This window comes from Duganella sp. Leaf126, assembly GCF_001423125.1.
Classification (GTDB): Bacteria; Pseudomonadota; Gammaproteobacteria; order Burkholderiales; family Burkholderiaceae_D; genus Rugamonas.
The window spans coordinates 1-18,866 of the sequence record NZ_LMNW01000002.1 but is presented as its reverse complement, the minus strand read 5'-3'; the positions used below and the strand labels follow the sequence as shown (position 1 = coordinate 18,866).

Annotated in this window: 12 protein-coding genes; 8 read left to right on the top strand and 4 right to left on the bottom strand. The window is 66.4% G+C overall.

Going from position 1 to position 18,866, the window contains the following annotated elements:
- The first annotated feature begins 244 nt into the window (after positions 1 to 244).
- The 3 genes from clpS to ASF61_RS03670 all read left to right on the top strand — a co-directional run bounded on the left by clpS (position 245) and on the right by ASF61_RS03670 (position 6,365).
- Entirely contained in the window at positions 245 to 547 is a 303-nt protein-coding gene (gene clpS / locus ASF61_RS03680; RefSeq protein ID WP_056151294.1) for an ATP-dependent Clp protease adapter ClpS, read from the top strand.
- Positions 544 to 2,850, top strand: coding sequence for an ATP-dependent Clp protease ATP-binding subunit ClpA (clpA, locus tag ASF61_RS03675; RefSeq protein WP_056151291.1), 2,307 nt, complete (start codon positions 544 to 546; stop codon positions 2,848 to 2,850). The genes clpS and clpA overlap by 4 nt, the downstream gene beginning before the upstream one ends.
- Before the next feature lie 128 nt (positions 2,851 to 2,978).
- Complete coding sequence (locus ASF61_RS03670; RefSeq protein ID WP_056151289.1) at positions 2,979 to 6,365, top strand: S41 family peptidase; 3,387 nt, start codon at positions 2,979 to 2,981, stop codon at positions 6,363 to 6,365.
- 98 nt (positions 6,366 to 6,463) lie between these two features.
- On the opposite strand, the gene ASF61_RS03665 is transcribed toward ASF61_RS03670, so the two are convergent.
- From ASF61_RS03665 to prpR, 4 genes are all read right to left on the bottom strand, one after another.
- Positions 6,464 to 7,219 carry a LytTR family DNA-binding domain-containing protein gene (locus tag ASF61_RS03665; RefSeq protein ID WP_229205699.1) on the bottom strand — a complete coding sequence of 252 codons (756 nt, stop codon included), beginning with the start codon at positions 7,217 to 7,219 and terminating at the stop codon, positions 6,464 to 6,466.
- The gene (locus tag ASF61_RS03660; RefSeq protein WP_056151509.1) at positions 7,216 to 8,253 is read right to left on the bottom strand and encodes a sensor histidine kinase; all 1,038 of its coding nucleotides are present in this window, start codon (positions 8,251 to 8,253) and stop codon (positions 7,216 to 7,218) included. Before ASF61_RS03660 ends, ASF61_RS03665 begins: the two co-directional genes overlap by 4 nt.
- A gap of 14 nt (positions 8,254 to 8,267) precedes the next feature.
- On the bottom strand, positions 8,268 to 9,152 hold the full coding sequence (locus ASF61_RS03655) for an alpha/beta fold hydrolase (RefSeq protein WP_056151287.1): 885 nt from the start codon (positions 9,150 to 9,152) through the stop codon (positions 8,268 to 8,270).
- Between the two features lie 490 nt (positions 9,153 to 9,642).
- Entirely contained in the window at positions 9,643 to 11,328 is a 1,686-nt protein-coding gene (gene prpR / locus ASF61_RS03650; protein ID WP_056151285.1) for a propionate catabolism operon regulatory protein PrpR, read from the bottom strand.
- 153 nt (positions 11,329 to 11,481) lie between these two features.
- On the opposite strand from prpR, the gene prpB reads away from it, so the two are divergent.
- From prpB to ASF61_RS03625, 5 genes are all read left to right on the top strand, one after another.
- Positions 11,482 to 12,402, top strand: coding sequence for a methylisocitrate lyase (gene prpB / locus ASF61_RS03645; RefSeq protein ID WP_056151283.1), 921 nt, complete (start codon positions 11,482 to 11,484; stop codon positions 12,400 to 12,402).
- 10 nt (positions 12,403 to 12,412) lie between these two features.
- A complete protein-coding gene (prpC, locus tag ASF61_RS03640; protein ID WP_056151281.1) occupies positions 12,413 to 13,600 on the top strand; it encodes a 2-methylcitrate synthase in 1,188 nt (395 codons plus the stop codon).
- 8 nt (positions 13,601 to 13,608) lie between these two features.
- Entirely contained in the window at positions 13,609 to 16,206 is a 2,598-nt protein-coding gene (gene acnD, locus ASF61_RS03635; RefSeq protein ID WP_056151507.1) for a Fe/S-dependent 2-methylisocitrate dehydratase AcnD, read from the top strand.
- Positions 16,203 to 17,390 (top strand): 2-methylaconitate cis-trans isomerase PrpF, encoded by a 1,188-nt coding sequence (gene prpF, locus ASF61_RS03630; RefSeq protein WP_056151279.1) that lies wholly within the window; start codon positions 16,203 to 16,205, stop codon positions 17,388 to 17,390. The genes acnD and prpF overlap by 4 nt, the downstream gene beginning before the upstream one ends.
- Before the next feature lie 88 nt (positions 17,391 to 17,478).
- The coding region (locus tag ASF61_RS03625) for a type VI secretion system Vgr family protein (RefSeq protein ID WP_156369441.1) at positions 17,479 to 18,866 on the top strand (1,388 nt) is incomplete at its 3' end.

The following is an 18,866-nucleotide window of genomic DNA, read 5'->3' as shown; positions in this document are numbered from 1 at the left end:
CTTATCAACATGTACATCTCTGCACGCCGCCGATGACACATTGTTAGCGTACCAATTTCTAAAGTCAAGCACATTTGTGGGCGTTTTACTACTTTTAAACGAATTGGTGCAAAAGCAACTCTTGCATTTGACAAACCGGACGCCATCTGCGGCAAGTCAGGAAAACGCGTAAGATGGAAAACAATTAGTTGTGCATGGTGAAATGCACATTGCATCAACCCCGAAAGCATTAGAATATAAGCGTATGGCAACCAAGCATGACAACGAAACCCTACTGGAGCGGCAAGCGCTGAAGCCTCCACCGTTGTACCAGGTGGCGCTGCTCAATGACGACTACACCCCGATGGAGTTTGTCGTCGCCATCATCCAGGAGTATTTCAACAAAGACCGTGAGACAGCCACGCAAATAATGCTCAGTGTTCATCGCTACGGCAAAGGAGTATGCGGCGTGTTCTCAAAAGATATAGCCTGTACCAAAGTGGAGTTCGTTTTAACGCACGCACGCAAGGCAGGGCATCCCCTGCAATGCGTGATGGAGGAAGTATGATTGCGCAGGAATTGGAAGTAAGTTTGCACATGGCGTTTGTCGAAGCACGGCAGGCACGGCACGAATTCATCACGGTCGAGCACCTGTTGCTGGCGCTGCTGGACAACCCTTCGGCTGCCGAAGTGTTGCGGGCCTGTGCTGTCAACATCGAGGATCTGCGCAAGACCTTGACCAACTTCATCGGCGATAACACGCCGACGGTGCCCGGCACCGGCGAAGTCGATACCCAGCCCACGCTCGGTTTCCAGCGCGTCATCCAGCGTGCGATCATGCACGTGCAGTCCGCCTCGAACGGCAAGAAGGAAGTCACCGGCGCCAACGTGCTGGTGGCCATCTTCGGCGAGAAGGACTCGCACGCAGTCTATTACCTGCACCAGCAGGGTGTGACGCGCCTGGACGTGGTCAATTTCATTTCGCACGGCGTGCGCAAGGACCAGCAATCCGATGCCGCCAAGGCTTCCGAAGGCGTGGAAGAGGGCGCCCCCGGCGCCGAAGGCCAGCCGAAGGAAAGTCCGCTCGACCAGTTCACGCAAAACCTCAACAAGTTCGCTGCCGAAGGCAAGATCGATCCGCTGATCGGCCGCGACGAGGAAGTCGATCGCGTGATCCAGATCCTGTGCCGCCGCCGCAAGAACAATCCGCTGCTGGTCGGCGAAGCCGGCGTCGGCAAGACCGCGATTGCCGAGGGCCTGGCCTACCGCATCACCCAGGGCGACGTACCAGAGGTACTGCAGAACGCGGTGGTCTACTCGCTCGACATGGGCGCGCTGCTGGCCGGCACCAAGTATCGCGGTGATTTCGAACAGCGCCTCAAGGCCGTGCTCAAGCAGCTCAAGGAGAATGCGGCCGGCATCCTGTTCATCGACGAGATCCACACCATCATCGGCGCCGGTTCGGCGTCGGGTGGCACGCTGGACGCGTCGAACCTGCTCAAGCCGGCGCTGGCCAACGGACAGCTCAAGTGCATCGGTGCGACCACCTACACCGAGTTCCGCGGCGTGTTCGAGAAAGACCACGCCCTGTCGCGCCGGTTCCAGAAAGTGGACGTCAACGAGCCGACCGTCGAGCAGACCGTGCAAATCCTGCGCGGCCTGAAGTCGCGCTTCGAAGAGCATCACGGCGTGAAATACACGTCGTCGGCGCTGTCGACGGCCGCCGAACTGGCCGCGCGCTTCATCAACGACCGCCATCTGCCCGACAAGGCGATCGACGTGATCGACGAAGCCGGTGCAGCGCAGCGCATCCTGCCGAAATCGAAGCAGAAGAAAACCATCGGCAAGACCGAGATCGAGGACATCATTGCCAAGATTGCGCGCATCCCGCCGCAAACGGTCAACCAGGACGACCGCAGCAAGCTGCAGACCATCGACCGCGACCTGCGCAACGTGGTGTTCGGCCAGGATCCGGCGATCGAGGCGCTGGCCTCGGCCATCAAGATGGCGCGCGCGGGCCTGGGCAAGACCGACAAGCCGATCGGCTCGTTCCTGTTCTCCGGTCCGACCGGCGTCGGCAAGACCGAGGTGGCCAAGCAACTGGCCTTCATCCTCGGCATCGACCTGATCCGCTTCGACATGTCCGAGTACATGGAGCGTCATGCGGTGTCGCGCATGATCGGCGCGCCGCCCGGTTACGTCGGTTTCGACCAGGGCGGTCTGCTGACCGAAGCGATCACCAAGAAGCCGCACGCGGTGCTGCTGCTCGATGAAATCGAAAAAGCCCACCCGGACATTTTCAACATCCTGCTGCAGGTGATGGACCATGGCACGCTGACCGACAACAATGGCCGCAAGGCGGACTTCCGCAACGTGATCATCATCATGACCACCAACGCGGGCGCCGAGAGTTTGCAGAAGGCCACCATCGGCTTCACCAACTCGAAGCAGGCCGGCGACGAGATGGGCGACATCAAGCGCATGTTTACGCCGGAGTTCCGCAACCGTATCGACGCCATCATCAGCTTCCGTGCACTGGACGAAGACATCATCCTGCGCGTGGTCGACAAATTCCTGATGCAGCTCGAAGAGCAGCTGCACGAGAAGAAGGTCGAGGCCATCTTCACCGAAAAGCTGCGCAAGTTCCTCGGCAAGAAAGGCTTCGATCCGCTGATGGGCGCACGTCCGATGTCGCGCCTGATCCAGGACATGATCCGCAAGGCGCTGGCCGACGAGCTGCTGTTCGGTCGCCTGGTGGCTGGCGGCAAGGTCACCGTGGACCTGGACGACAAGGACGTGGTCAAGCTCGAGTTCCCGGAACCGCCGGACGCCGCGCCCACCCTGCCGCCAGAGACGGTGGAAGTCGACTAAACCGCGATACCCCTCCAAAAGCCCGCCCACGCACGTGGCGCGGGTTTTTTTTCGCCCTGATTTTTTGCCTGCAAGCACGCAGGATGTGCCAGAATCGTCGTTCAATCCGACAACTCATTCTGGTCTCCATGAAACTGTCCCACCTGTCGCACCTGCTGTTGTCCGCCGGCCTGCTGGCCATCCACACCGTCGCCCATGCCGATCCGGCCTACTATCGCTTCCCTGCCATCCGCAACAACGCCGTGGTGTTCACCGCCGAAGGCGATTTGTGGAAGACCGGTATCGGCGGCGGCCCGGCCCAGCGCCTGACCACCCATCCGGCCGCCGAAACCAACGCTGTCATCTCGCACGACGGCCGCTGGGTGGCGTTCACCGGGGCGTACGAAGGCGGGCAGGAAGCCTACGTGATGCCGCTGGCCGGCGGCCTGCCGCGCCGCATCACGTTCGAGAACGGCGCGGTGACGGTGCTGGGCTGGACGGCGCAGGGCGAGGTGCTGGTCAGCACCCAGGACAGCAAGGGGCCATCGGCGCACCGCATCGTCGCCGCCGTCGTGCCGGCCACGCTGGCGCGCCGCGTGTTCGCGGTGGCCGACGCCAACGACGCCGTGCTCGACGACGCCGGCAAGACCTTGTACTTCACGCGCTACGGCCTGGCGCTCACCAACGACAACGTCAAGCGTTACCGCGGCGGCGCCCGCGCCCAGTTGTGGCGCTACGATGTCGATGGCAAGGCGGAGGCGACGCCGCTGCTGGTGTCCGACCAGGGCAACAGCAAACGGCCCATGTGGTGGCAGGGGCGCGTGTACTTCATCAGCGACCGCGACGGCGCCGACAATATCTGGTCGATGACGGCCGACGGCGCCGACCTGCGCCAGCACACGCAGCACAGGGAGTGGGACGTGCGCAACGCTGCGCTGGGGGACGGGCGCATCGTCTACCAGCTCGGCGCCGACCTGCACGTGCTGGACCTGGCCACGGCAGGCGACCGGCCGCTGCCGATCGACCTCGTGTCGGATTTCGACCAGCAGCGTGCACGCCAGATCCGCTCGCCGCTGGAGCAGCTGACCAATGTCCAGCTGGCAGCCACGCGCGAGCGGCTGGTGCTGACCGCGCGCGGGCGCGTCAGCCTGGCCGGCACCGGCGCCCAGCGCCGCGTGGAGATCGCCATTCCGCAAGGCGCGCGGGCGCGCGAGGCCGTGTTCAGCCACGACGAGCGCTCGGTGTACGCGATTGTCGATACCAGCGGCGAAAACGAAATCTGGAAGTATCCGGCCGACGGTTCGGGACCGGGCGAACGGCTGACCCGCGACGGCATCAGCCACCGCTGGCAGCTCTACCCGTCGCCCGATGGCCGCTGGCTGGGCCACACCGACAAGCAGGGCCGCTGCTGGCTGCTGGACCTGGTCACCAGGACCAACGTCGTGATCGACGACGCCGGCAAGGCTGGCGTGGACAAGCACGAACAGATCGTCTGGTCGCCGGACAGCAAGAACCTGGCGATCGTGCGTGCCGCCAGCACCGAGCAGCGCGATCAGATCGGCCTGTACAACCTGGCCAGCAAGCAGCTCGCCTTCGTTACCAGCGACCGCTTTACGTCGAACGCGCCGGTGTTTTCAGCGGACGGCAAATGGCTGTACTTCCTGTCGGCCCGCCATTTCACGCTGGCCAACGGTTCGCCGTGGGGCGACCGCAATATGGGGCCGGTGTTCGACAAGCGCACCGGCATCTATGCGCTGGCGCTGCAGCCGGGGAACCGCTTCCCGTTCAAGCCCGACGATGAACTGAGCCAGCCCGGCGAGAAGAGCGCGGCCGGCGCCGAGGACAAGGCGGTCGAGCAGGCCGCCGAAAAAGCGGCCGAAAAGGTGGCAGCCAAGGTGGCGGCAAGCGCGGCAACAAAGACGGCAGACAAGACGGCAGACAAGGCGGCAGCCAGGACCAGGCCCGATACGGGCAAGGCGTTGCCGGCCATCGTGTTCGCCGGCCTGCACGACCGGCTCTATGAAGTGCCGCTGGCGCCCGGAAACTACCGCGCGCTGGCGATCGACGACAAGCGCCTGTACTTCCTCGACAGCGACGCTGCCGACGGCAAAGCCACCCTGAAAACGCTGGCCATCGCCGCCAACGGCCCGCAACCGGAAACCTTTGCCAGCGGCGTGCGCGAGTTCGACCTGGCGCAGGACAGGAAGCACGTGTACTACCGCACGTTTGCCAGCGGCCCGGGCGAGATGGTCATCGTCGATGCAGGCGCCAAGGCGCCGGCCGATATCGCCAAGGCCAAGGTCAAGGTGGACGACTGGAGCTTCACGTCCAATCCGCGCCTGGAGTGGAAGCAGATGTTCAACGACGCCTGGCGCATGCACCGCGATTTTCTCTACGACGCCAAGATGCGCGGCGTGGACTGGGTCGCCGTACGCGAAAAATACGCGCCGCTGGTCGAACGCGTGACCGACCGCGCGGAACTGAACGACGTCCTCGGCATGATGGTGAGCGAAGTGGGGGCGCTGCATTCGCAGATTCGCCCCGGCGACCTGCGCCGCTCGGCGCCCGAAGGCACGCCGGCCGGCCTGGGCGCGCTGCTCACCCGGACCGCCGACGGCTACCGGGTCGATCACATCTACCGCAGCGAACCGGAACTGCCGTCCGAGCGGGGACCGCTGGCGCAGGCCGGCGTCGACATCGCCGAAGGGGAGACCATCACTGCCGTCAACGGCAAACCGGCCAGCGCGGCGCGCGACATCGCCGACCTGCTGCTCAATCAGGCCGGCAAGCAGGTGCTGTTACAGGTCCAGGGCAAGGACAAGCGCAGCCGGCCCGTGATCGTGCTGCCAGTCGATATGAGCCGGCAGGCGGCGCTGCGCTACAGCGACTGGGAACAGAGCCGCGCACGGCAGGTGGAGGCGGCGTCCGGCGGGCGTATCGGCTACCTGCACCTGCGCGCCATGGGCGCGCGCGACATCGCCTCGTTTGCACGCGACTTCTACGCCAACGTCAACCGCGAAGGCCTGATCATCGACGTGCGCCGCAACAACGGCGGCAATATCGACAGCTGGATCATCGAAAAGCTGCTGCGCAAGGCCTGGGCTTTCTGGTCGTCGCCAGGCAGCCAGCCGGCGCCCAATATGCAGACCACGTTCCGCGGTCACCTGGTGGTGCTGATCGACCAGCTGACCTATTCGGACGGCGAAACCTTTGCCGCCGGCGTCAAGGCGCTGGGCCTGGCGCCGCTGGTGGGCATGCGCACCGCCGGCGCCGGGGTCTGGCTCAACGATGACAACCGCCTCAGCGACGATGGCATGGCGCGGGTGGCGCAGAACGGCCAGTTCGACACCACCGATGGCCACTGGCTGATCGAGGGCGTGGGCGTGACGCCGGACGTGGAAGTGGACAACCTGCCGCACGCCACCTTCACCGGCCAGGACCGCCAGCTGGAAGTGGCGCTGGGCCTGCTGGCGCAGAAACTCAAGGCGCAGCCGGTGCATCCTTACCTGCCGCAGGCGATACCGGCGCTGAAGTGACGGCTGCGACGGCGCAGCGATGCGGCAATGATGTGGCAGTAATGGGACAAGCATGCGGCAGCATGCCGCGCGCGACGGTCACCGGGCGCCGCCTGGCGTCAGGCGTTGGTCAGGCTGCGGAACTGGGCGGCGCGGCGGCGCGATACTTCGACCTGCACGCTGGCGGTGTCGCCGCCGCGCAGCGTCAGATCGAGACCGCCCGCCTCGTTGGGCGCCGCCCGTGCCACGAAGGCGAGGTTGACGATGTGGCGACGGCTGGCGCGGAAGAAGCGCTGCGGATCGAGCCGCTCCTCGAGCTGGCTCAATGAGCGCAGCATCAGCGGCCGCTGGGCGCCGGTTCCATTGTCGAAATACAGGCGCGTGTAATTGCCTTCGGACTCGAACAGGCGGATCTCGTCCAGGGCGACGAACCAGCACCGTTCGCCATCCTTGACGAACAGCTTTTGCGGCGCCGTGGGGGAGGGCGCGGCAGCGTCGGGCAGTGCCTGCGCCGACCGGCGCGCCGCGCAACGCTGCAGCGCTGCCGCCATGCGCGCGGGCTGGATCGGCTTTTGCAGGTAGTCGAGCGCATTGACTTCGAAGGCCTGCAAGGCATAGCGGTCGAAGGCGGTGGTGAAAATCACGTCGGGCAGCGTGGCGCCGAGGTCCAGCGCAGCGAGCATGTCGAAGCCGCTGCCACCGGGCATCTGCACGTCGAGCAGCACCAGGTCCGGTTGCAGCGCAGCGATCTGCTGCAAGCCCTCGGCGGCGTTGGCGGCCTCGCCGACGATGTCCACCTGGGGATGGGCGGCCAGCAGGCGCCGCAGTTCTGCGCGCGCCAGGCGCTCGTCGTCGATCAGCAGCACCCGCATCATGTCATCTCCGGTACGGTCATGGTCGCGCGCACCCAGCCGCCATCCTGGGCCAGGTCGAGCCGGGCGCCGGCGCCCAGCGTCAACGCCAGCCGCTGGCGTGTGTTGGTCAGGCCGACGCGCGTGGAGTCGGAAAACGGCGCAATCGTGCCATGGTTGGCGATTTCGATCCGGACCAGCTGGCCGTCACGCCGCGCATGGATGCAGATATCGCTGCCGGTGGCGCTGGTCTCGACCCCATATTTGACGGCGTTTTCCACCAGCGTTTGCAGCGTCATCGGCGGAATGCGCACCGCTTCCATGCCGGGACCGATATCGATGACGATGCGCAGCCGTTCCTCGAAGCGGATTTTTTCGATGGCCAGGTAGGCTTGCACCGCCTCGATTTCTGCAGCCAGCGGCACCGTGTCGTGGTGGCCCGACTGCAGCGCATAGCGCATCACGCTGGCCAGCTGATCGATCATCTGCGCTGCTGCATCCTGGTCCTGGTACACCAGCGCCCGCACGCTGTTCATGCTGTTGAAGAAAAAGTGCGGGTTGACCTGCGCCTGCAGGGCGCGCAGCTCGGCTTCCCGGCTGCTCAGCTGCAGTTGCAGCGCTTCCGCCTCGAGCCGCGCATTGCGGCGCAGGTAGGCCACCAGCAGATAGAAGGTGGTCCAGACCAAGTACACGCCCCACCAGAACAGCAACGCACCGGGCAGCCAGGCAGCGCCATGCACCATGCCGAATGGCTGGATGACGACATAGCCCGAGAACTGCACCGCCGTGTGCACGGCGCTGAGCAGCGGCAGCGCGATGGCGACGGTTTTCCATGACACGCGCAGGCGCCGCTGGATCCGGCGTTTGAGAAAGCCGCGCCACCAGTGGGAAATCAGCAGTCCCGCCGCCACGCCCCAGTAAGCGATCGCCAGCGTCGCCAGCGTGCGCTCTTTGGCCGGCGTCATCGCTTCGAGCAGCAGCGGCAGGAAGTTCCAGCCTGCCAGCTGGAAGATCCAGTACCAGTGCAGGCGGGCAGGCAGGGGGCGGCGTTCGGTCACGGGAAGCTCGGGCATCATTTCAGGAATTGGTCGATGCGATCATACATCCAGTCCGGGTCGTCGAGCATGATGAAATGGCGGGCGTTGTCGGCCAGTTCGATTCTGACGCCGGCCAGCTGGCGGTACTGGGCCTGGTAGTTCTGCTGGAAATCCTCCTTCTTGCCGTACTGCCGGTAGGCGATCCAGCTGCCCAGCACCAGCGTCGGCGCCTTGATACGGGCGACGTCCTGGCGCAGGTCTTGCCCCATCAGTTCGGCCATCGCATTGGCCACCGTGGTGCGGTCGGACTGCCGGCCCCACGCCAGCGCGCGCTGCACATCGTCCTCGCCGCTGATCATGGTGTGCAGCGTTTGCAGCTGGCCGGCCTGGTAGCTGGCCGTGTCCATCCCCAGCATGCGGGTGCGGATACTGTCTGCCATTTCCTTCATCTGCGCTGCGGTAATGCTGGGCATCTGGGTGGCGGCAAGCGCCGGAAGGCTGTCCACGATCACCAGGCGGCCGACCTGGTCCGGATGGTCAGCCGCCAGTTTCAGCGCCAGGAAGCCGCCCAGGCTGTGGCCGACGATGACCGGCTGCTGCAGCTTGTTGGCAGCGATGTAGTCGCTCAGCTGCTGTTCGGCCGTGGCCACCAGCGGCGTATCGATGGCCGGCACGCCGGCAAAGCCGGCCAGGGTCAGCACGTGACAGCGGCGCGCGCCGCAATAGCGCTTGACCGTGCCGTCCCACACGGCGCCCGACGATGCCAGGCCGGGAATCAGGATCATCGGCGCGCCGGCAGGGTTGCCGGTGACGTCGACCTTGAAGGCGGCAGCAGCGTCAGTAGTAGCGGCGAGGGTAGATGACGCGAACAGCAAGCCGGCGGTGGCGGCGATGACAGCAGCGAGGCGGGGGAAGGACATGGCGATTCTCCGTGGTGGCGTGATGGGGTAGCAGTGAGTCAGGCCATGTTATCGATGCGGCCGGCGCGCCGCAGCTGCTGGCGGATGAGCGGTGGTTAGCGCATGACGAGCGGTAGCGCGCGGCTCCTGGCGCAGGGGTGCGGCCGGCAGCGCAAGGCAACGGCTGCGCAGGGGTGTCGCCAGCGGCGCAAGGTAACCGCTATGCAGTGGTGTGGCCGCCGGAGCAAGGTAACGGCTGCGCAGGGTGCGGCCGGCGGCGCAAGGCAACGCTGCGCAGGGGGGCGGCCGGCAGCGCAAGGCAGCGGCTGCGCGGGGGTGCGGCACTTGGCACAAGGTAACGGCTGCGCAGGGTGCGGCCGGCGGCGCAAGGCAACGACTGCGCGGGGGTGCGGCACGCGGCGCAAGGTAACGGCTGCGCAGCAGGCGGTTGGCGATGCGGCGGCGGTGCGCAGCGTGATGGCGCACTGCCGCAGGTCTGCAGCGTGACCGTCTATGCGTCGTGTTCGGCGCGCAACCGGCGCCACAGCGTGGTGCGGCTGATGCCCAGGTAATCGGCGGCGGCATCGCGCCGGCCGTCGAAGCGGGCCAGCACCTCAGTAGCGCTTTCCGTTGCGCGACGTGCGCGGCCGGCGTTGGCTACAGCGACCCTTGCCGGCGTTCCGTCATGGCCGGCCAGTTCCGGCGCGACGCTGACGATAAAGGCCGGTGTCAGCGCCTGCAGCGGCTCGGCCGCCAGGAACAGCGCCAGGCGCTCGGCCAGGTTGCGCAGCTCGCGCACATTGCCCGGCCACGCGTAGGCTTGCAGCAGCGGTGCGCAGGCGGCCAGCTCGGCGCGCAAGTCGGGATGGGGGCGGGCGCCCAGCGCGGCCAGCGCCTGCTTGAGCGACCACTCGGCCAGCGCTGCCACGTCGCCGGACCGCGCGCGCAGCGGCGGCAGCGCCAGGCGCAGCACGGCCAGCCGGTAGAACAGGTCTGCGCGGAAGCGGCCGTCGCGCACGCGCTGTTCCAGATCGCAGTGGGTGGCGCTGATGATGCGCACATCGACGGCGATCGGTCGCGTGCCGCCCACCCGTACCACCTGCCGCTCTTCCAGCACCCGCAGCAAACGGGTTTGCAGCGCCAGCGGCATTTCGCCGATTTCGTCGAGGAACAGGGTGCCGTGGTGGGCCGCCTCGAACAGGCCGGCGTGGCCGCCGCGGCGGGCACCCGTGAACGCGCCGTCTTCATGGCCGAACAGTTCGGATTCGAGCAGCGACTCGGCGATGGCGCCGCAATTGACCGCCACGAACGGCCGCGCCGTCCCCCGACTGCCCGGCGCCCGGTTGCCCGGCGCCCGGTTGCCCGGCGCCTCGTTATGGATGGCCTGTGCTGCCAGTTCCTTGCCGCTGCCGGTCTCGCCGACGATCAATACCGTGGCCGGCGATTTGGCGTACAGCACCACCGACTGGCGTACCGCTTCCATGGCGCCCGATTCGCCGCGCAGGTCGGTGATGCCGTGCCGCGCGCGCAGCGTGTTGGCTGCAGCACCGGTGTCCGCCGGGCCGCGGCCCCAACCCGGTCCCGGTCCTGCTTCGAGCCGGGTCAGGCGCGCCAGCTCCAGCGCGTCGTCAAAGGCATGACGCACGGAAGCGGCCGAGTAGACGAACACCCCCGTCAATCCCGCCTCCTCGGCCAGGTCGGTGATGCGGCCGGCGCCGACGATGGCCTCGACGCCGGCCGCCTTCAGGTCGTTGACCTGGGCGCGCGCATCTTCTTCGGTGACATAGGTGCGCTGGGCCACGGCAATGCCAAACGTGGCGGTGAACTCGGCCAGCTCCTGCAGGCGCTCCTTGTAGGTGACGATGCCGATGTGCGGCGACACGCGCCGCGCGCGCGCCAGCGCCTGCAACACGTCAAAGCCGCTGAAGCGCGCCGTCACCACCGGCACCGACAGCCGGCTGCGCAGGTAGGCAGCATTGGAGCCGGCCGCGATCACGGCGTCGCAGCGCTCGGTTGTCAGCCGTTCGCGGATATGGCGCACGGCGTCGTCAAAGCCGAGATGGATCTGCTCGATGTTGGCGCGGTTGTCGTACTCGAGCGTGATGCGGCGGAAGACGTCGGACAGACGCGAGACGGAAACCGTCCAGATGACGGGCTTGTCGTCGGGGTCGAAAGGCGTGGCAGTGGCGGGGCGCATGTTGCAATTGTAGTGCAAGCGTTTCGATGTTTCAAAATGAAACAAGTGTGAAACCATGATCGTTCGATAAGTCCTTGATTCTGCACGTTCTGCATGCTGGCACAGTGTTTGCGATAGAACAAACAAGCTCACCGCACTATGGAAAGGAACCCCATGAACCATTCAGCAGGCGCCGCATTCCGGCGCGCCGTGCACGAAGAATCGCCGCTGCAGGTCGTCGGCGCCATCAATGCCAACCACGCGCTCCTGGCCAGGCGCGCCGGTTTTCGCGCAATTTACCTGTCCGGCGGCGGCGTTGCGGCCGGCTCGCTCGGCTTGCCCGACCTCGGCATTTCCAGCCTGGACGACGTGCTGACCGACATACGCCGCATCACCGACGTCTGCGACCTGCCGCTGCTGGTCGATGCCGATACCGGTTTCGGTGCTTCGGCCTTCAATGTCGCGCGCACGGTCAAGTCGATGATCAAGGCCGGCGCCGCCGCCATGCATATCGAAGACCAGGTCGGCGCCAAGCGCTGCGGCCACCGGCCCGGCAAGGAGATCGTCTCGCAGCAGGAAATGGTGGACCGCGTGCGCGCTGCCGTCGATGCGCGCACCGACGACCAGTTCGTGATCATGGCCCGCACCGATGCGCTGGCAGTCGAAGGTCTGGACGCGGCCATCGCCCGCGCCGTGGCCTGCGTGGAGGCCGGCGCCGACATGATCTTCCCCGAAGCGATGATCAGCCTCGACATGTACAAGCAGTTCGCCGCCGCCGTCAAGGTGCCGGTGCTGGCCAATATCACCGAATTCGGCGCCACCCCGCTGTTTACGGTGGACGAGCTGCGCGCCGCCGACGTGGGCCTCGTGCTGTATCCGCTGTCGGCCTTCCGCGCCATGAACAAGGCTGCTGAAAATGTCTACGGCGCGATCCGCCGCGACGGCACCCAGCAGCACGTGCTCGACACCATGCAGACGCGCGCCGAACTGTACGAGCGCATCGATTACCACAGCTTCGAGCAAAAGCTCGACGCCCTCTTTGCTGCCCAAAACGCTGCCCAAAACGCTGCCCAAAACGCGGCGCAGAAAAAATAAGGAGACCAGCATGACCGACACCACCAACACCACCAGCACCAGCAGCGCCGCCGCCGGCGCCACCTTCAAACCGAAAAAATCGGTGGCCCTGTCCGGCGTCGCTGCCGGCAATACTGCGCTGTGCTCGGTCGGCAAGACCGGCAACGATCTGCACTACCGCGGCTACGACATCCTGGACCTGGCCACCACCAGCGAGTTCGAAGAAGTCGCCTACCTGCTCGTGCATGGCAAGCTGCCCAACGACGGGGAACTGCGCGGCTACAAGGCCAAGCTGCGGTCGCTGCGCGGCCTGCCGCACGCGGTCAAGTCCGCGCTCGAAGCGCTGCCGGCGGCCGCCCATCCGATGGACGTGATGCGCACCGGCGCCTCGGTGCTCGGCTGCGTGCTGCCGGAAAAGGACGACCACAACGTGCCTGGTGCGCGCGACATCGCCGACCGCCTGATGGCGTCGTTCGGTTCGATGCTGCTGTACTGGTACCACTACAGCCATAACGGCAAACGCATCGAGGTGGAAACCGACGACGAGTCGATCGGCGGCCACTTCCTGCACCTGCTGCACGGCTTCACACCGCCCGAGCACTGGGTGCGCGCCATGCATACCTCGCTGATCCTGTACGCCGAACACGAGTTCAATGCCTCCACCTTCACCGGCCGCGTGATCGCCGGTACAGGCTCCGACATGCACTCGGCCATCACCGGCGCCATCGGTGCGCTGCGCGGTCCCAAGCACGGCGGCGCCAACGAGTTCGCGTTCGAGATCCAGAAGCGCTATGACAATGCCGACGAGGCGGAAGCCGATATCCGCAACCGCGTGGCCAACAAGGAAGTGGTGATCGGCTTCGGTCACCCCGTGTACACGATTTCCGATCCGCGCAACGTGGTGATCAAGGAAGTGGCGCGCCAGCTGTCGCGGGAAGGCGGCTCGATGAAGATGTTCGACATCGCCGAGCGGCTCGAAACTGTGATGTGGGATGTGAAGAAGATGTTCCCCAATCTCGACTGGTTCTCGGCCGTGTCGTACCACATGATGGGCGTGCCGACCGCGATGTTCACGCCGCTGTTCGTCATTTCGCGCACGTCCGGCTGGGCCGCGCACGTGATCGAGCAGCGCATCGACAACAAGATCATCCGCCCCAGCGCCAACTACGTGGGACCGGAAGACCTGCAGTTCGTGCCGCTCAAGGACCGTGCATCATGACCGGTCCGATGAACACGCAGTTCCGCAAGCCGCTGCCCGGCACCGCGCTCGATTACTTCGATGCGCGCGCTGCCGTCGATGCGATCGAGGCGGGCGCCTGGGCAAAACTGCCCTACACCTCGCGCGTGCTGGCCGAGAACCTGGTGCGCCGCTGCGCGCCGGCCACGCTGAACGCCTCGCTGTCGCAGCTGATCGAGCGCCGGCGCGACCTCGACTTTCCGTGGTTCCCGGCGCGCGTGGTCTGCCACGATATCCTGGGCCAGACCGCGCTGGTGGACCTGGCCGGCCTGCGCGACGCCATCGCCCAGCAGGGGGGCGATCCGGCGCTGGTCAATCCGGTGGTGCCCACGCAACTGGTGGTGGACCATTCGCTGGCGGTGGAATGCGGCGGTTTCGACCCCGACGCATTTGCCAGGAACCGCGCCATCGAAGACCGCCGCAACGAAGACCGCTTCGACTTCATCGACTGGACCAAGAAGGCGTTCAAGAATGTCGATGTGATCCCGCCCGGTAACGGCATCCTGCACCAGATCAATCTCGAGCGCATGTCGCCGGTGATCCAGGTACAGGACGGCGTGGCGTTTCCCGACACCCTGGTCGGCACCGATTCGCACACGCCGATGGTCGATGCGCTCGGAGTGATCGCGATCGGCGTCGGCGGCCTGGAAGCGGAAAGCGTGATGCTGGGCCGCGCCTCGTGGATGCGCCTGCCCGACATCATCGGCGTGGAGCTGACCGGCAGGCCGGGGCCCGGCATCACCGCCACCGATACCGTGCTGGCGCTGACCGAATTTTTGCGCCAGCAGAAGGTGGTGTCGTCGTACCTGGAATTTTACGGCGAGGGTGCGGCCCACCTGACGCTGGGCGACCGCGCGACGATTTCCAACATGGCGCCCGAATACGGCTCCACGGCCGCCATGTTCTACATCGACGAGCAGACCATCCGCTACCTGCGCCTGACGGGGCGCGACGAAGACACGGTCAGGCTGGTGGAAACCTATGCCAGACAGGCCGGCCTGTGGGCCGAGGCGCTGACCGGCGCGCAGTACGAGCGGGTGCTGACCTTCGACCTGGCGTCGGTGGTGCGCAACATCGCCGGACCGTCGAATCCGCACAGCCGGGTGCCGACGTCGGAGCTGGCTGCGCGCGGCATCAGCGGCGTCGTGGAAAACCAGCCGGGCCTGATGCCCGATGGCGCCTGCATCATCGCCGCCATTACCAGCTGCACCAACACCAACAACCCGCGCAACATGATCGCAGCCGGCCTGCTGTCCCGTAACGCCAACGCACGCGGCCTGGCGCGCAAGCCCTGGGTCAAGTCGTCGCTGGCGCCCGGCTCCAAGACCGTTACCCTGTACCTGGAGGCGGCAGGGCTGATGCCTGAGCTGGAGAAACTCGGCTTCGGCGTGGTGGCGTATGCGTGCACCTCGTGCAACGGCATGTCCGGTGCGCTCGATCCGGCGATCCAGCAGGAGGTGGTCGAACGCGACCTGTATGCCACGGCCGTCCTGTCGGGCAACCGCAATTTCGACGGCCGCATCCACCCGTATGCGAAGCAGGCCTTCCTGGCCTCGCCGCCGCTGGTGGTGGCGTATGCGATTGCCGGCACCATCCGCTTCGATATCGAAAAAGACGTGCTAGGTGTGGATGCCGGCGGCCAGCCGGTCCGGCTGGCCGACATCTGGCCATCCGACGCCGAGATCGACGCCGTGGTTGCCGCCAGCGTCAAGCCCGAGCAGTTCCGCCAGGTCTACATCCCGATGTTTGCGCGCGCGGCCGACGATGGCGCCACCGTCAGCCCGCTGTACGACTGGCGCCCGCAGACCACCTATATTCGCCGCCCGCCATACTGGGAAGGCGCGCTGGCCGGCGCCCGCGCGCTGACCGGCATGCGGCCGCTGGCGCTGCTTGGCGATAACATCACCACCGACCACCTGTCGCCATCGAACGCCATCCTGGCCGACAGCGCGGCCGGCGAGTACCTGGCCAAAATGGGCTTGCCGGAAGAGGACTTCAACTCCTACGCCACCCACCGCGGCGACCACCTGACCGCGCAGCGCGCCACGTTTGCCAATCCCACGCTGAAAAACGAGATGGTGCGCGACGCTGCCGGCAAGGTGGTGGCCGGCTCGCTGGCGCGCGTGGAACCGGAGGGCACGGTCACGCGCATGTGGGAAGCAATTGAAACCTATATGACGCGCAAGCAGCCGCTGATCGTGATCGCGGGTGCCGACTACGGGCAAGGCTCGTCGCGCGACTGGGCGGCCAAGGGCGTGCGCCTGGCAGGCGTGGAAGCGATTGCGGCCGAAGGCTTCGAGCGCATCCACCGTACCAACCTGGTGGGCATGGGCGTGCTGCCGCTGGAATTCCCGCCTGGCGTCAACCGCCTGACGCTGGCGCTCGACGGCACCGAGACGTACGACGTGGTCGGCGCACGCACGCCGCGCGCCACGCTGACGCTGGTGATCCATCGCCGCAGCGGCGAGCGGGTGGAAGTGCCAGTGATCTGCCGGCTCGACACCCAGGAAGAAGTGTCGATCTACGAAGCGGGCGGGGTGCTGCAACGCTTTGCCCAGGATTTCCTGCAACAGTACAAGGCCGCATGATGAACACGCAAACCAGAATCCCTGCCACCTATATGCGCGGCGGCACCAGCAAGGGGGTGTTTTTCCGCCTGCAGGACCTGCCGCCTGCCGCGCAAAGTCCGGGCGCCGCCCGTGACGCGCTGCTGTTGCGCGTGATCGGCAGCCCCGACCCCTACGGCAAGCAGATCGACGGCATGGGCAACGGTACGTCGAGCACCAGCAAGGCCGTGATCGTGGCGGCGGCCACGCAGCCGGACCACGATGTCGACTACCTGTTCGGCCAGGTCGCCATCGACCGTCCCTTCGTCGACTGGAGCGGCAACTGCGGCAACCTGTCGGCGGCAGTGGGCGCGTTCGCCATCCACGCCGGGCTGGTGGACCAGGCGCGCATCCCGCGCGACGGCGTGGCCGTGGTGCGGATCTGGCAAGCCAATATCGGCAGGACCATCGTCGCCCACATTCCGGTCGCAGCCGGCCAGGTGCAGGAACTGGGCGACTTCGAGCTCGATGGCGTGACCTTCCCGGCGGCCGAAGTGGTGCTCGAGTTCATGGACCCGGCAGCGGAAGAAGAGGGCAGCGGCGCCGGCCAGGCTGGCAGCGCCATGTTTCCCACCGGCCGCGTGGTCGACGAGCTCGACGTGCCTGGCGTGGGCACACTGCGCGCCACCATGATCAATGCCGGCATCCCCACCATCTTCATCGAAGCGCAGGCGGTCGGCTACACCGGTGCCGAATTGCAGGACGCGATCAACAACGATGCGCGCGCGCTGGCCATGTTCGAGACCATCCGCGTCCACGGTGCCGTGCGGATGGGACTGGTGTCCGACATCGGCCAGGCGGCGCAGCGCCAGCACACGCCCAAGGTGGCGTTCGTGGCGCCGCCGGCGTCGTACACGGCATCGAGCGGCAAACAGGTCGCAACGAACGACATCGACCTGCTGGTGCGTGCCCTGTCGATGGGCAAGCTGCACCACGCCATGATGGGTACCGCCGCCGTGGCCATCGGCGCAGCCGCTGCAATTCCGGGGACCCTGGTCAATCAGGCGGCAGGCGGTGGTGCACGGGAGGCAGTGCGCTTCGGCCACCCGTCGGGCACGCTGCGTGTCGGCGCCGAGGCGGCGCAGCACGATGGACAGTGGCGCGTGGTCAAGGCAGTGATGAGCCGCAGCGCGCGCATTCTGATGGAGGGCTGGGTCAGGGCATGAGCAGCAACCGATGCACCTGACAATTCGTACTTGACGTAAAGTTGCTTTATAATAAACTCTTGGGAATAGACAAGATTGGGGCAACGACATGGCAGCACGGTTAGTCGAACAGGTGAGGGCCGCACTGGCGCCATTTGCCAGCGACACCAGACTCTATGCACTCCGGCTCGACGACGCCGACGCAGCATTGCTGGTCGAGGCGTTCGCGGCCGACGACGGCGTGCAGGCACTCGGCCAGCGCGACCTGATTCTGCTCTCGACCGACGCCTCCCTCAATCTCGCGCAATTGCTCGGCAAACAGGCTGCGCTCGAAGCGACCCTGGCCGATGGCAGCCGCACCCGCTTCAGCGGCCTGGTCACGCAGGCGGCCATGCTGGGCAGCTTCGGTGGCCTGGCGCGCTACCGGCTGCGCCTGCAACCATGGTTGTGGCGGCTGGGCCAGGTCCGCAATAGCCGCGTGTGGCAAGACAAGACCGTGATCGAGATTGTCGAGTCGGTATTTCAGGGCCACGCACCGCTGGCGCAGTGGCGCTGGAGCGATGAGACCGCGTCCTTCATGGCCGACGCCGGCACCCGCAGCTACTGCTGCCAGTACCGCGAATCGGACCTCGACTTCGTCACCCGCCTGCTGACCGAAGAGGGTCTGGCCTGGCGCTTTGAAGAAGCGGAAGGCGGCCAGTGCCTGGTGCTGTTTGCCGACAGCACCGACAACAGCGCCACGATCGAGGACGCCAGCAGCGCCGCCGGCGCCGGCATCCGCTTCCACGGCGCCCGCGCCGCCGAGGCGTCCGACACCATCACCGCGCTGCGCGCCCACCGCAGCCTGCGCGCGGGCCTGAGCACCGTGCTCAGTTACGACTACAAGGCCAAGAAGGCGGTCGCTGCCAGCGTGCCGACCCGGGGCGCAGTCGGCGGCGAACGCGCGCCACGGATTGAAAGCTACGACACGCCCGGCCAGTATTTTTTTGCCGACAGCGCGCAAGCCCAGCGCTACGCACTGCTGCAGATGGAAGCGCAGGAAGCGCGCCGCGCCCTCTGGTCCGGCCGCTCGACCGTGCGCACGCTGCGCGCCGGCACCCGGCTCACCTTGACCCAGGGACCGCTGGCGACCGGCGAAGACCCGCACTACGTGGTGCTGCGCGTGGTCAGCGTCGGCGTCAACAACCTGCCCAGGCCCGCGCAGCAAGGCCTGGCCGAGCTGTTCGGCCCGATTCCGGAACTGCTCGACGAAACCATGCCCGATCGACCGGAGCAGTTTGACGCGGTGATCGCCAAGGCCAGCGACAGCGGCCACGCCAACCATTTCGAGGCGATTGCAGCAGCCACGCCATGGCGCCCGGCCAACGACGACCGCGGCTTGCGCCACCATCCAAAACCGACCGCCCACGGCAGCCAGAGCGCGATCGTGGTCGGCGCCGATGGCAGCACCGGTGCAGCCGGCGCCGATGAAATCTACTGCGACAGGCTGGGCCGCGT

Coding starts and splice junctions, on each gene's coding strand:
- clpA (WP_056151291.1), top strand. CDS start 544: ATGATTGCGCAGGAATTGGAAGTAAGTTTGCACATGGCGTTTGTCGAA.
- prpB (WP_056151283.1), top strand. CDS start 11,482: ATGAACCATTCAGCAGGCGCCGCATTCCGGCGCGCCGTGCACGAAGAA.
- prpC (WP_056151281.1), top strand. CDS start 12,413: ATGACCGACACCACCAACACCACCAGCACCAGCAGCGCCGCCGCCGGC.
- ASF61_RS03670 (WP_056151289.1), top strand. CDS start 2,979: ATGAAACTGTCCCACCTGTCGCACCTGCTGTTGTCCGCCGGCCTGCTG.
- ASF61_RS03655 (WP_056151287.1), bottom strand. CDS start 9,152: ATGTCCTTCCCCCGCCTCGCTGCTGTCATCGCCGCCACCGCCGGCTTG.
- clpS (WP_056151294.1), top strand. CDS start 245: ATGGCAACCAAGCATGACAACGAAACCCTACTGGAGCGGCAAGCGCTG.
- ASF61_RS03665 (WP_229205699.1), bottom strand. CDS start 7,219: ATGATGCGGGTGCTGCTGATCGACGACGAGCGCCTGGCGCGCGCAGAA.
- acnD (WP_056151507.1), top strand. CDS start 13,609: ATGAACACGCAGTTCCGCAAGCCGCTGCCCGGCACCGCGCTCGATTAC.
- prpR (WP_056151285.1), bottom strand. CDS start 11,328: ATGCGCCCCGCCACTGCCACGCCTTTCGACCCCGACGACAAGCCCGTC.
- prpF (WP_056151279.1), top strand. CDS start 16,203: ATGATGAACACGCAAACCAGAATCCCTGCCACCTATATGCGCGGCGGC.